Source organism: Nocardia donostiensis (assembly GCF_002081715.1).
Lineage (GTDB): Bacteria > Actinomycetota > Actinomycetes > Mycobacteriales > Mycobacteriaceae > Nocardia > Nocardia donostiensis.
In genome coordinates this window covers 106,662-122,533 of sequence record NZ_MUKP01000015.1, presented here as the reverse complement: position 1 = coordinate 122,533, position 15,872 = coordinate 106,662, and the positions used below count along the sequence as shown (strand labels likewise).

Here is a 15,872-nt window from a genome sequence, read left to right as displayed (position 1 = left end):
CCACAGCGAATGCCTGCCGATACCGGCTCTTCCCCGCGCGGCCACGATTTCGGCGAAGTCGGTGCCGGTACTGCCGAGGAACACACCGGTGCCGGTGGCAGCCTCGGCCGCAGCACCGAAACCCGCGTCCTCCAGTGCCTCCCAGCTCAGTTCCAGACCGAGCAGCTGCTGGGGATCGATGTCGCGGGCCTCGTTCGGGGGCACACCGAAAAAGTCCGCGTCGTAACGGGTCGCGGTATCCAGGAACCCCGCGATTTCGTCGATTCCCGGACGGTCCGCCCCAGCGGTGCCGATCGCATCCCGTCCTGCGCGCAGCAGTCGCCAGAAGGCCTGAAGATCGGATGCACCGGGCATGCGGCACGACATCCCGACAATAGCGACATCGTTCGCCGATTCGATCATGGAAATTCCCGTCCAACCAGGTGAATACTGAGCTTGTTCGTGTTCGTCAGCAGCTACGTAGCCACTGCCGGATATGTGTCGCCACATCGGCCGCGGCCTCGTCGAGCACGGACAGATGGTCGGCGGTGATCCGCACCGTCGGACCGGCGTGCTGCCAGCCCGGCACCGGTACCGCCATATCCGACAGTCCCGGCATCGGGGTGGTGGCCCGCAGCAGCAGCGTGGGCTCGGAAATCGGCTCCGCCGCGCGGCCCCCGTAGACCTGGCCGTAGTGCGCCATCACCACCAGGCCACGATCGTCGACCGTCACCAGTTCGTGGCTGAAGGCCACTTCCAGCGCACTGCCGAACACCTCGAGGTTGTCCTCTTCGCTGTCGGGCGAGTAGGTGTCGATCATGGCGACGCCCATCGGCGCCCGTCCGCGTTCGGCAAGCCGACCGGCGAGCCCGTGCGCGATCGCGCCACCGATCGAGTAGCCGACCAGCACGAACGGATCCGCCCCTACCGTGTCCAAGGTGGTGTCGGCGAGACAGTCCAACAGGGCATCCCAGTTCGGCGGCAACGACTCGCCCGGTCGCGTACCGGGCAGCCAGAGCGCGGACATCCCGAACTCGGAACCGAGTTCCCTGGCCAACCGGCCGAACTGGTGCGGACCATTACCGACCACGAACGACGGGACACAGATCAGCGTGGGTCCGGCCCCGCCGCGCGCCAGCAGCATCGGTTTCGGTGCGACCAGCCGATCGGCCGACTCGTCCAGATCGACGATGAGCCGGCCGGTCTGCATCAGCACCGGCAGAGTGACCTTCGCATCACCACGCCGGAGCGCCTCGGTGACCAACCCGGTGAGAATTCCGGGCGCACTCGGGCCCGACACCGCCTGCGCCGCCCCATCCGCGGCCCCGACGAGGCCACTGAGCTGCTCGGTCAGCGTCTCGGCCACGGCGGCCGGGGACGGATATTCGAACACCAGCGTGGACGCCAGGGTCAGTCCGGTGATTGTGGCGAGCCGGTTGCGGAATTCCACACCGCCCAGTGAGTCGAACCCGAGTTCGGTGAACAACGCGTCCGGGTCCACCGCATCGGCCGAGGCGTGGCCCAGCACGGTGGCTGCCAGCGCCCGGACCTCGTGCAGCACCAGGTCGTAACGTTCGGACTCGGCAACGGCCGCCAGCCGCCGGGCCAGCGATCCCGTGTCCTGCGCCGACGGCGCCGCCACCGGAGCGCGAACGATGTCGCGGAACAAGCTGGGCAAGGCGCCGGTGCCCGCGAGCTCGCTGAGCGCGGACATGTCCAGCAGTGCGGTCAGCACCAGGGCATGGCTGGTGCCGAGTGCCTTGTCGAACAGCTCCATGCCTGGCTCGGCGGTGATCGGCACCAACCCGAGCCGGGTGCGGATCTGGCGAACCATTTGCTCGGCGCCTTCTCGGCCGAGTGCGCTGCCCATGCCGACGGTCCACAGTCCCCAGGCCAGCGAATGCGCGGGCAGGCCGGATTCGCGACGCTGATGGGCCAGTGCGTCGAGGAAGGCGTTCGCCGCCGCGTAGTTGCCCTGGCCCTGGCCACCGAGCAGCGGCGCGGCCGAGGAGAACAGGACGAAGGCCGATAGATCCGAATCCCGGGTCAGTTCGTGCAGGTTCACCGCGGCATCGGTTTTCGGCCGCATGACCCGATGCACCTGATCGGCGGTCAAGGTCTCGATGGTGCCATCATCGATCACGCCCGCGGTGTGCACCACAGCGGTCAGTGGATACTCGGCAGGCACCGTGCGCAGCAGGTCGCCCAACGCCGCGCGATCGGCCACATCGCATGCGGCAACCTGCACCTGAGCACCCGCCTCGGTGAGTTCGGCGGCCAGTTCGTCCGCACCGTCGGCGGCCGGCCCGCTCCGGGACACCAGCAGCAGCCGCCGTACCCCGTGCTCGGCCACCAAGTGCCGGGCCAGCAACGCGCCAAGACCACCGGTGCCACCGGTGATCAGGACCGTCCCGGTGCCGAACGACACCGGTTCGGTGTCCCCCACCGCCTTGACCATCCGGGGCACCAGGGCCGAAGAACCGCGTACGGCGACCCGGGGCTCATCGACCTCGGCGACCGCGCGAATCAGATCCGCGCTCGGCGCGGTCCCGTCGTCGAGGTCGAGCTGGACGATCCGGCCCGGGTATTCCGCCTGCGCGGAGTCGATCAGGCCGGCGACCGCCGCACCCCCTGGGTCGCCGGGCTCGCCGGGCAGGCCTGCGGCGCAGCGGGTGACGACCACCAGGGTTGCGCGCTCGGTGCGTTCGTCGGCCAGCCAGTCGCGCACCAGCGTCAAAGTGGCGCTGACGCGAAGCCGCGCGGCCTGGGCCAGGTCACCCGCGCCCGTTACCTCTCCGGAATCCCAGACCACCAACCCGGGTACATCCGGGGCGATGGCCAGCGCGGTGAGATCCGGGTGGGTACGCACCGATCCCGGCACCGAGGCCGAGCCGAGCACTGCTACCGCGGTCCCCGACCCGAGGGCCGGGAGCGGCACCGTCTTCCAGCTGCGGGTGTAGAGCGGGCTGGAGGTGGCCCGGGAACGGTTCAGCGTCTCGATATCGACCGGGCGGGCCAGTGCGGCGGCAATCGTCAGAACGGGTGCGCCGTTGGTGTCGGTGAGGTCGAGCCGGGCGGTATTGGTCTGGTCGGTGACGCTGATCCGAACGCGCACGACATCCGCACCCGCCTGGTACAGCCGAATCCCGGTATAGGAGAAGGGCAGCGGAACCCGGCCCGGATCGTCGAGCCGGTCCAGCGACGGGTGGATACTCGCGTCCAGCAGCGCCGGATGAATCCGGTACTCCCGGGCCGCGGTGCTGTCGGGAAGCGCCACCTCGGCATACATCACATTGCCTGCACTCCATGCCGCGCGCACGCCTTGGAAGGCCGGACCGTAACCGAAACCGATCGATGCCAGTTGGTCGTACAACTGCCCGGGGTCCAGTGGCCGTACCCCGTCCGCAGGCACCTGTCCGTCCCACTGCGTGTCCCCCGGCACCGAGCCGGCTGGGGCCAGTGTGCCGATCGCGTGGGTGATCCAGTCGGCCTCGCCGTGGGACTCGGCTCCAACGGCCCGGGAATGGATCACGAACCGCCTGCGGCCGGCGGTGTCGGCCGGCTCGACGACGACCTGCGCGTCGAGCGAGGTGTCGTCGTCGAACAGCATCGGTGACTCGAGCACCAGCTCCTGAATCGTGTCCATGCCCAGATGGCTCCCGGCGTGCAGTGCCATCTCCACGAAACCGGTGCCCGGGATCAGGGCCGACCCGAATACCACGTGGTCCGCCAGCCACGGATGGGTACGGGTGGAGAAGCGGCCGGTGAACAGCCATTCGTCTCGGCCGACAACCGGCACGACCTCGGTGAGCAGATGACCCGATACCGGCCGGGTGGCTTCCGGTCCCGGCTCCAGCCAGTACCGCTGATTCTGGAAGGCATAGGTCGGCAGCGTGACTCGACGGGTGTCCCGGCCCGCGAACAGCGGATCCAGTACCACCGGCAGGCCCGATACCCGCGCCTGCGCCAGGAATGTCACGATCTGCGTGCCCTCATCGGCCGTGCGCCGGGAGGTGGCCGCCACCAGCGACTCAGCTTCGGTCTCGGCACCGGACAGACATTCGCGGGTCATCGCGGTGAGCACCGCGTCCGGCCCGAGTTCCAGGAAACGCCGTACTCCGGAAGCTGCCAGCGTATCTACACCGGAGGCGAAGCGGACACATCCGCGCACCTGGTTCACCCAGTACTCCGGGTCGGTGACCTCGCTGCCTGCGACAGTTCCCGAGAGGGTGGAAACGATCGGGATCGAGGGCGCGTGATATGCCAGAGATTCCGCGACGGAGCGGAATTCTGCCAGCATCGGGTCCATCAGCCCTGAGTGGAACGCATGACTCACCCGCAGCCGCGAGGTCCTGACCCCAGCGTCGTCCAACAGCTTCGCCACTGCGTCGACCGCGTCGGCGGTCCCGGAGAACACCACCGAGAACGGGCCGTTCACCGCGGCGATCGATAGGTCGTCTCGGTAGCCGTCCAGCAACCGCTCGGCTCGCTCCTCGGTGGTCGCCGCCGCGAGCATCGCCCCGCCCTCCGGTAGCGCACCCATCAGCCTGCCTCGTGCGGCCACCAGTGCGCAGGCGTGCGCCAGCGACCACACCCCGGCCACGTGCGCGGCCGCGAGCTCGCCGATGGAATGCCCGGCCAGTACGTCGGGGACGATCCCGAACGACTCCAGCAGGCGGAACATCGCGACCTCGAAGGCGAACAGCGCGGGCTGGGTGAATTCGGTACGCCCGAGCAGATCCGCCTGGTCCGCGGCGAACATCAGATCCCGGAGCGATCGCCCGAGCAGGGGATCGAACTGGGCACATACCTCGTCCAGTGCGGCAGCGAAAACCGGGAAGTCGCGATACAGTCCCGCGCCCATTCCGGCCCGCTGCGCGCCCTGGCCGGTGAAGAGGAACGCGGTGCGACCCGTTCGCGCCTTCCCGTACACCACCCGACCGGCCGACGCGCCCGAAGCCAGCTCCGCCAGGCCGTTACGCACCTCATCGCGGTTGTGCCCGATCACCGCGCCGCGCCAGTCCAGCTGCGCTCGGCTACCGACCAGCGAGGAGGCCACCCGCCACAGATCGTCAGCCGCCGGGGTTTCGTCCAGCCACTGCCGCAATCGATCGGCTTGCGCGCGCAGACCCGCCTCGGATTTCGCCGATACCAGCAGCGGTACCGCCTCCACTCGCACGGCCGGGTTCGTTTCGTCCGGCACGGTCCGCCCGGGTGCCGTCCGAGCTTCGGCGGGGGTTTCCTCGAGAATCACGTGGGCGTTGGTGCCGCTGATCCCGAACGAGGAGACCCCGGCCCGGCGCACCCGCCCGGCCTCGGCGGGCCACGGCTCGGGCTCGGTCAGCACCTGCACCGCACCTGCCGACCAGTCCACCTTCGGCGAGAGCTCGTCGGCGTGCAGCGTCCTCGGCAGCATGCCGTGACGCAAGGCCTGCACCATTTTGATCACGCCACCCACGCCGGATGCCGCCACCGAGTGCCCGATGTTCGATTTCAGCGACCCGACCCACAGCGGTTCGGTCCGGTCCTGCCCATAAGCCGCGATCAGGGCTTGCGCTTCGATCGGATCACCCAACGGCGTACCCGTACCATGCGCCTCCACCGCATCCACCTCCGACGGCGCCAACCCCGCCGAGGCCAATGCCGCCGCGATAACCCGTTCCTGCGACGGACCGTTCGGCGCCGTCAAACCATTCGACGCACCGTCCTGATTCACCGCCGAACCCCGCACCACCGCCAACACCTCATGCCCCAGCCGCCGCGCGTCCGACAACCGCTCCAACACCAACACACCCACACCCTCGGACCAACCCACCCCGTCCGCAGCCGCCGAAAACGCCTTACACCGACCATCCGGAGCCAAACCCCGCTGCCGGGCGAAGTCCACGAAGAACTCGGGGCTGCCGGAGACGGTGACTCCGGCCGACAGCACCAGCGATGTCTCACCGTTGCGCAGCGCCTGGCACGCCAGGTGCAATGCGACCAGCGACGACGAGCAGGCGGTGTCCACGGTCATCGCCGGGCCCTGCAGCCCGAGAACGTAAGCGACGCGTCCGGAGATCACGCTTTCGGAGTTCCCGGTCATCCGGAACCCTTCGTTCTCGCCCACGACCCGCTCGCCGTAGCCGGAAGGAGTGGCACCGACATATACACCGGTATCGCTTCCACGTAGCGACGTCGGATCGATACCCGCGTCTTCCAGCGACTCCCAGGCGGCTTCGAGCATCAGCCGCTGCTGCGGGTCCATCGCTGTCGCCTCGCGCGGGCTGATTCCGAAGAAGCCGGGGTCGAAACCGCCAGGGTCGGCGAGGAAACCACCCTCACGTACGTAGGTAGTGCCGGGGACATCCGGGTCCGGGTTGTACAACCGTTCCAGATCCCAGCCCCGGTCGGTGGGGAAACCGGTGATCACATCGGCACCGGCGGCCACCAGGTCCCACAGCTGCGCTGCGGAGGAAACGCCACCGGGATAACGGCAACCGATGCCGACGATGGCGATCGGCTCGTCGGTGCGGCCGTGGCGCACTGTCTTGGGCGCAGGCTTGCGCGCACCGGGTACGTCATCGATCAGCGAAACCAGGAACACCGCCACTGCCCGCGCGGTCGGATGGTCGAAGACCAGGGTGGCGGGCAGCGGCAATCCGGTGGCCTTGGCGAGCCGATTGCGGAATTCGACCCCGGCCAGGGAGTCGAAACCCAGGTCGGTGAACGGCATATCCGGCTCGATCGCCTCGGCCGAGCCATGCCCCAGCGCCGCGGCCGCGTTCTCACACACCACCGACAGCGCGACCTCGTCCCGCTCGGCGGCCGCGACGGTGGCCAGTCGTCCGAGCGGCGCCGCATTCGGAAGGGACCCGGGCGCGGGCGCGGCCACCAGCATGCTCAGCACGTTCGGCAGCGAACCCGCCCGGGCGAGCTCGGTCAGTCCGGCGATGTCGAAATCGGCGGCCACCGCCAGGGCGGCCGGCTCTGCGACAGCAGAGTCGAACAACATCAGTCCGGCCGTGTTCTCCAGCGGCCGTACACCCATCCGGCGCAGTCGGGCCAAGCCGGGCGCACCGAGTTCGGCGGTCATACCGGTGCCCGCGTTCCACGGGCCCCAGGCAATCGATACGGCCGGTAGCCCGGCCGAGATCCGCAGCGCCACCAGCGCATCCGTAAACGCGTTCGCGGCCGCGTAGTTACCCTGGCCCGGCGCGCCCGCCACCCCGGCCATGGACGAGAAGACGACAAACGCCGATACCTCGGCAGAGCAGGCCGCCTCGTGCAGCGACCACAGCCCGTCGACCTTGGGTCGGAACACCCGATCGATCTGGTCGGCGGTCAGGCTCTCGACAGTGCCGTCGTCCACCACCCCCGCCGCGTGCACGATTCCCGACAACGGGAACTCGGGCGGCAGCTGGGCCAGCAACTGTTCCAGGGCAGCTCGATCCGCCACGTCACAGGCGGCCACATCCACCGCGGCACCCAGCGCGGACACCTCGGCAACCAGCTCCGGTACCCCTTCGGCGTCGCGGCCTCGGCGGGAAACCAGCAGCAGCCGGCGCACCCCGTGCGCCGCGACCAGGTGCCGCGCCACCAGTGCGCCCAGGCCGGTGGTGCCGCCGGTGACCAGCACCGTGCCTGTGCCGAAAGACATCGGCACGGGGTCCACCGCGGCGGGACGGCGGCTCACACGCGGCACCAACAGGGCACCGTCGCGTACCGCCAGCAGCGGCTCGTTCGCGGCGATGGCCGCCGACACGAGCCGACGGTCGAGCTCGCCGTCCCGGTCGAGCAGGACGATCCGGCCCGGATGTTCGGCCTGCGCACTGCGCACCAGTCCGGCGATCGCCGCTGCCGCCGGGTCGGGCGATTCCCCGGCCGGACCCATCGCCCGGTGCGTCACCACCACCAGCCGGGTCCGGGCCGGTCCGGTATCCGCCAGCCAGGACCGCACCAGGGCGAGCATCTCCAGGACACCGCGCCGGGCCATGCCGGGCATCGTCTCGGCAGCATCGGGCACCGTCTCGGCACACCACACCACCGCGTCGGGTGCCGCCGACCCCCGCGCTGCTTCGGCAGCAGCACCGACATCGGCGAATCGGTGCTCGGCCCCGGCGATATCGGCCCCGCCGAGCACCGCCACCGACACCTCGACCACCTCGGTCGCCGCCGGAACCGGCAACCACTCCAGGCCGTACAGCGGCAATGCGCCCGCCGAGCGGACCCGCTCCACCGTGCGCCGCTCGACCGGATGAACCACCACCGAGTCGACGCTCAGCACCGGGTCGCCTGCCTCGTCGACGGCCTCCATCCGAATCCCGTAGCCACCGTGCCAATCAATCCGCAGCCGCAGGGGTCCGGAACCGGTCCTGGCCAATCGCACACCCGCGCACCGCACCGGCAGCGGAACTCGGTCGGCGGGGACGTCGTCCATGACGAAGTCGAGCGCCGGGTGCAGGCAGGCGTCGAACAATGCCGGATGGATCCCGAAGCCGCCCGGCTGTGGGACCACCGCGTCGTCGAGTGAGATCTCGGCGAACATTTCCTGCCCACGCCGCCAGGCCGCGCGTACCCCACGGAACACCGGCCCGTACTCCATACCCAGTCCGGAGATCCGCTGATACAGGTCCGCCACATCGAGCTGCTCGGCGTGCTCCGGCGGCCACACCTCGTCCCATCCGGTACCGGCATCGGGTGTGGCGTCGGCTTCGGCCAGCACACCACCGGCATGCGCGACCCAGTCCTGCGCGTCCTCGGTCCGCTCCGACCGGGAGTAGACGGTGAAGCGGCGGCGGCCATCCGGCCCGGCCTCTTCCACCGCCACTTGGATATCGACCGGGTTCTCGGTGAGCACCAGCGGAATGTCGAGCAGCAGTTCCTCGATCACCCCGGCGCCGAGCCGCGTTCCGACCGCCGAGGCCATTTCCAGATAGGTGGTCGCCGGCACCACCGGCGTGCCGAACACCAGGTGCTCGGCGACCCATGGCTGACCCGGATCGGACAACTTTCCGGTGAACAGCCACTCGTCCCTACCGGCCACCGGCACGGCCTCGGTCAGGATCGGATGGCCGAGTCCACCCATGGCGGCCGGGCGGCCGGTGTGCAGCCAGTAGCGCTGCCGCTGGAAGGCGTAGGTCGGCAGTTCGACCCGCGCCGGTGCGTAGCCGGCGAACAGCGGCGCCCAATCGACCTCGATACCCGCGCTGTGCGCCTGGCCGAGGAACGCCAGGAATTGCGTCACCTCGTCGGCGCCGCGCCGGCCTGCGGCCGCCACCAGAGCCCTCGATTCCACGTCTGCGGGCAGGCACTGCCTGGTCATCGCACTGAGTACGGCGTCAGGGCCGATTTCCAGGAACCGCGACACTCCGCTGTCCACCAGATGGTCGACGCCCTGGGCGAACCGCACCGTATCCCGGACATGACCCACCCAGTACAGCGGATCGGCGAATGCCTCACCGCCGACGACCCCGAACACATTGGACACCACAGGAAGCAGCGGACGGCGGTAGTTCACCCCGGCCACCACCTCCTCGAACTCGGGGAGCATGGGATCCATCAGCCCGGAGTGGAAGGCGTGGCTCACCCGTAGCCGGGACACCCGCACCCCCTCGGCGGACAGCAGCGCCTCCAGCTGGGCGACAGCTTCCTCGGTACCGGAGAACACGACCGCCGACGGACTGTTGACAGCGGCGACCGACAGCCGCTCACCGAAGGGGGCGATGATCTCGTCCGCGCGCGGCTGCGGGATCGCCGCTGCCAGCATCGCGCCTCCCGGCGGCAACGCACCCATCAGCCGACCGCGCGCCGCCACCAGCGCACACGCGTCCGCGGTCGACCACATCCCGGCCACATATGCGGCGACCAGTTCGCCGATCGAATGCCCGATCAGCACATCCGGACTGATTCCGAACGACTCCACCAGCCGAAACAACGCCACCTCGTACGCGAACAACGCCGGCTGGGTGTACTCGGTCCGATGGATCGACTCCTGCTCGGCCGAACCGAAGACGATGTCCTTCAGGCCTGCACCGTCCGGCCATGGTCCGAGCAGTCGATCGAACTCGGCGCAGATCTCGTCGAAGGCGGCGGCGAAGACCGGGAAGGCCGAATACAGTCCGGCACCCATGCCCGGTCGCTGGGCGCCCTGCCCGGTGAACAGGAACGCGATCTTGCCGTCGACAGATGTGCCGTCGACGACGCCCACGCCGGTCGAGCCGGTGGCCAGATCCGTCAGCCGCGCCAGTGCCGTCTCCCGCTCCCCGGCGACCACCGCCCCGCGCCGATTCAGTCGAGAACGAGTTGTCAGCAGCGAGTACGCGATATCCGATAGCTCCGCTTCCGGGTGCGCGATCAGCCAGTCGTGCAACCGCGCCGCCTGGGCGCGCAGCCCCGGCACCGACTTCGCCGAAAGCAGCAGCGGCACCGCTCCCGCCGCCGGGCCGCGGCCATCGGCTACGGTCACCGCCGAGCCCACCGGTCCGGCCGGTGCTTCCTCGATGATGACGTGGGCGTTGGTGCCGCTGATCCCGAACGAGGAGACCCCGGCCCGGCGCACCCGGTCCGCCGAACCCGGCCACGACCGTTCCTCGGTGAGCAACCGCACCGCACCGGCCGACCAATCCACATGCGGCGACGGCGCGTCCACATGCAGCGTCCTCGGCAGCATGCTGTGGCGTAGCGCCTGCACCACCTTGATCACCCCGGCCACCCCGGCGGCCGCTTGACTGTGCCCGATGTTCGATTTCAGCGACCCGACCCACAGCGGTTCGGTCCGGTCCTGCCCATAAGCCGCGATCAGGGCTTGCGCCTCGATCGGATCACCCAACGGCGTACCCGTACCATGCGCCTCCACCGCATCCACCTCCGACGGCGCCAACCCCGCCGAGGCCAATGCCGCCGCGATAACCCGTTCCTGCGACGGACCGTTCGGCGCCGTCAAACCATTCGACGCACCGTCCTGATTCACCGCCGAACCCCGCACCACCGCCAACACCTCATGCCCCAGCCGCCGCGCGTCCGACAACCGCTCCAACACCAACACACCCACACCCTCGGACCAACCCACCCCGTCCGCAGCCGCCGAAAACGCCTTACACCGACCATCCGGAGCCAAACCCCGCTGCCGTGAGAACTCGGTGAACAGGAACGGTGTCGACATCACCGCGGCACCGCTGGCCAGCGCCATCGAGCATTCGCCCTGACGCAACGCCTGAGCGGCCAGATGAATGGCCACCAGCGAGGACGAACACGCGGTGTCCACGGTGATCGCCGGTCCCTCCAGACCCAAGGTGTACGCCACCCGCCCGGAGGCGACGCTGCTCGCCGAACCGGTGCCGATATAGCCCTCGACACCGGCACCCGAGGCTTTGGCGATCTCCTCGTAGTCCAGGTATGAGATGCCGGTGAACACACCCGCGTCGCTGCCCCGCAACGACGCCGGGTCGATTCCCGCGTGCTCGAGCGCCTCCCACGACGCCTCCAGCAGCAACCGCTGCTGCGGATCCATCGCCGTCGCCTCTCGGGGACCGATACCGAAGAAACCGGCATCGAAATGACCCGCGTCGGTGAGGAACCCGCCGTAACGCAGATACGAGGTCCCCGGGTTGTCGGGGTCCGGATGGAACAACCGGTCCAGGTCCCAGCCCCGGTCGGAGGGGAAGTCGGTGATCGCGTCGGTTCCGGCGGTCACCAGATCCCACAGCTGGGCGGGCGATTCGACACCCCCCGGATAGCGGCAGCCCATACCGACGATCGCGATCGGTTCATCGGTCCGGACCCGGCGCACCACCCGGTTCACCGGCCGAGCATCGGCGGACTCGAGCTCGCCGACCCTGGACAGCACGAATGCGGCCACCGCCGTGGCGGTCGGGTGATCGAAAACCAGCGTCGACGGCAGTTGCACGCCGGTTGCCTTGCCCAGCCGGTTGCGGAACTCGACGCCGGCCAGCGAATCGAAACCCAGTTCACTGAACGGCGCGGTGGGATCAATCGCGTCAGCGGAGATGTGCCCGAGCACGCCGGCCGCCTCCGCACACACCACCGCGAGAACAATGGTCTCGTGCTCGGCCGGCGCGGCAGCCGCCAACCGGCGAGCCAGCGAGCCGGTGGTATCCGCCGCCCGCCGCACCGGCACGGTCACCATCGCATGCAGTACCCGGGGGAGCGAGCCCTCGCGTGCCCGCGCCGCAAGTGCCTCGGTGTCGAAATCGGTGGCGACGACCATCGGCGCGGCCGCAGCGGTCGCCTGATCGAACAAGGCCAGACCGTCGGCGGTAGCGAGCGGGCGTACCCCCATTCGCGCCATCCTGGCCATCGCGGTGCCGTCCAGCGCAGTGGTCATACCGCTGCCCTGGTTCCAGGAACCCCACGCGATCGACACCGCGGGCAGGCCCGCCGCGTGCCTCTGGGCGGCCAACGCGTCCAGGAAGGCGTTCGCCGCAGCGTAATTGCCCTGCCCTGGTGATCCCGCAACGCCCGCGAGCGAGGAGAACAACACGAAGGCGGCCAACTCCCGGTCACGGGTGGCGTCGTGCAGGTTCCACGCGGCATCCGCTTTCGCCGCCAGTACCCGATCCAGCTGTTCGGCGGTCAGGGTTTCGACAGTGCCGTCGTCGAGAACACCGGCCGAATGGATCACCGCGCTCGGAGCGAATTCGCCGGTGAGATCCGCCAGCAGCACGGCCAGCGCAGTGCGATCACCGACATCGCACGCGGCCACCCGCACCTGCGCACCGGCCGCGGCCAGCTCGTCGACCAGCGCGGGCACCCCGGGAGCGCGGTCGCCACGGCGCGATACCAAAACCAGGCGACGCACTCCGTGCGCTGCCACGATATGCCTGGCCACCTCGGCACCGAGCCCACCGGTGCCGCCGGTGATCAACACCGAGCCCGTGCCGAAGTCTGGTGCCGCGCCTCCGGTCCGGCCGGCCCGACGTCGCAGCCGGGGCACGTACCGCACACCATCGCGGACCGCCAGCTCCGGTTCTTCCGAATCCGCCGCGGCGGCGACCGTCTCCTCGTCCGGGTCCGCGCCCGGTGCCACGTCGAGCAGCACGAACCGGCCCGGGTATTCGAACTGCGCACTGCGCAGCAAACCGGCGACAGCAGCTGCGGCCGGGTCCGGCGACTCGCCGGATACCGCGGCGGCGCCTCGGGTCAGCACGACCAGCCGAGCAGCCGACAACCGGTGATCGGTCTGCCACTGACGCAACAGTTCCAGTGTCGCGGTAACCCCGATATGCGTGCGAGCGACAGTATCGTCGGCACCGGAATCGCCGCCGACCGGCGCCCATACCACGACCTCGGGAAGCGTCTGCGCGGCCAGCAGCTCGGCCAGATCGGCGAACCGGCTTCCGGCACCGGAGACCGCGCCGGACCCCAGCACCGCCACCGGCACCGTCGGATGACCGGTCCCGGCCGACACCGGTACCCATTCGACCTCCGCCAGTGACGGGCGCTCTCCGGCCGCGCCGCGCAACGCTTCGGCGTCCACGGGACGGGAAGCCAGCGAGTCGAGACTGAGTACCGGAGCACCGGCGTCATCGACCGCGACGAGCCGGATCCGGTCGGATCCGGTCAGCATGACGCGTACCCGGACAGCCGCTACCCCGGTGCGATACAACCGGACCCCACCGAACGAGAACGGCAGTGGTAGCCGGCCCGCAGGCAGATCCAGCGCGAGTTCGGCGATGGCCGCATGGAACACGGCATCGAACAACGCGGGATGGATCGCGTACGCGGCCGCCGTACCGGCGTCGTCGGTCAGCGCCACCTCGGTGAGCAGATCGCCGGTATCCCGCCAGACCGACCGTAATCCCTGAAACGCCGGGCCGTAGCCGAACCCCAGATCGGCGAGCTGGTCGTAGAGCGCGTCATAGGCGACTGGTTCCGCCCCGGCGGGCGGCCAGTCCCCCGACGTCTCGGCGGCGACCCACGTCGGGACGGCCTCGGAAACGGGGACCAGCACACCACTGGCGTGTGTGCTCCACTCGCCACCGGTGACATCATCGTCCCCGGCCACGCGGGAGTGAATAGAGAACCGGCGCCTGCCCGCTTCGTCGGCGGGCTCCACACCCACCTGGATGTCCACCGGGGCGTCACCGGTCAGCACCAGCGGACCTTCCAGCAGCAGCTCCTCGACGGAACCGGCGTCCAGCCGCGCCCCTGCGGTGAGTACCAGCTCCACGAACGCGGTCCCCGGCACCACGACCGAACCGAATACGCTGTGATCGGCCAACCAGGGCTGATCAGCCGCCGAGATCCGACCGGTGAACAGCCATTCGTCCTTGCCCGCCAGCGGAACCACGCCGGTCAGGATCGGGTGATCGGAAGTTCCCGGCGCCGCGCCCCCGCCCAGCGGCTCCAGCCAGTACCGCTGCCGTTGGAACGCATAGGTGGGCAGCGCTACCCGGCTGATCTCCCGGCCGGCGAACAAGGGGCGCCAGTCCACCTCCAGGCCGGCGGCGTCGGCCTGGGCCAGCATGGTGACGAACTGGCTCACCTCGTCGACCGACCGCCGGGACGTGGCCACCACCAATGACTCGGCGTCCACCCCAGGATGCTCGGCCAGGCATTCGCGCGACATCGCCGAGAGCACCGCGTCCGGGCCCATCTCGACGAACCGCAGTACCCCGGCAGCCACCAGCGCGTCCACCCCTGGTGCGAACCGGACGCAACCGCGGACCTGTTCGACCCAGTAGCCGGGATCGGTCGACGCCGTTGCGGCGACACCGGCGGACACATTCGACACCAGCGCCAGCGCAGGCTGCCGGTAGGTCAACCGCTCGGCGACAGCGCGGAACTCGGCCAGCATGGGATCCATCCGAGCCGAATGGAAGGCATGACTGACCCGCAGCCGCGAGGTCCGTACACCGTCACCGGAAAGCCGGCGCTCCACCTCCTCGACGGCGTCGGCGTCACCGGAAAGCACCACCGAAGCGGGACCGTTGACAGCGGCCAGCGCCAGCCGATCCCCGAAAGCCGCCACGATCTCGAGTGCACGATCCTCGGTAACGGCGGCGGCCAGCATCGCCCCACCCTCGGGCAGCGCGCCCATCAACCGGCCCCGGGCCGCCACCAGCGCACAGGCGTCCGCCAGCGACCAGACACCCGCCACATACGCCGCGACCAGTTCCCCGATCGAATGCCCCGCCACCATGTCCGGCGCGAGACCGAACGACTCGACCAGGCGGAACAAGGCCACCTCGAACGCGAACAAGGCCGGCTGCGTCCATTCCGTCCGCTCCAGCACACCCTGCGGATCGGCGAACATCACCTCCCGCAGCGACCCGCCCAGCAGCGCATCGAATTGTCCGCACACTTCGTCCAGTGCCTGCGCGAAAACCGGGAACGCCGCGTACAAACCGGCACCCATTCCCACCCGCTGCGCACCCTGACCGGTGAACAGGAATGCCGTCTTTCCGGAACCTACCGAGCCGGTCACCACTGCCGGCGACACCGAACCCGACGCCAGATCCGCCAGCCCCGCCAGTAATTCGGCCCGGTCCCGGCCCACCACAGCGGCCCGCCGCGCGAACCGGGTCCGATGTTCCAGCAGAGCCGACGCCACACTCCACACGTCGGTATCCGGATGGCCGGACAACCACTGTCGCAGCCGCTCGGCCTGAGCCCGCAGGGCAGGTTCGGATTTGGCCGACACCACCAGCGGGGTCACCTCGGCGGACACGGCGGCCGGCGAATCGGCGCTACCTCCGGTCTCGTCCGCGCCCGGTTCGGCGGCAACAGGTGCCTCCTCCACGATCACATGCGCGTTGGTGCCGCTGATCCCGAATGAGGACACTCCCGCGCGTCGCACCCGCGCACCGGCCGGCCACTGCTCCGCCTGTGTCAGCACGCGCACCGTGCCCGCCGACCAATCCACATGGGGCGACAATTCGTCGACGTGCAGC

The 15,872-nt window shown here is 69.7% G+C and carries 2 protein-coding genes; both read right to left on the bottom strand.

The genetic code is table 11. The features are described from left to right. Window positions 1-402: beta-ketoacyl synthase N-terminal-like domain-containing protein (locus B0T44_RS12770; protein ID WP_176219220.1), on the bottom strand; the 402-nt coding region annotated here is incomplete at its 3' end. Window positions 403-448: 46 nt separating this feature from the next. Then, the gene (locus tag B0T44_RS27565; RefSeq protein WP_438269023.1) at window positions 449-15,844 is read right to left on the bottom strand and encodes an SDR family NAD(P)-dependent oxidoreductase; all 15,396 of its coding nucleotides are present in this window, start codon (window positions 15,842-15,844) and stop codon (window positions 449-451) included. Window positions 15,845-15,872: the final 28 nt, after the last annotated feature.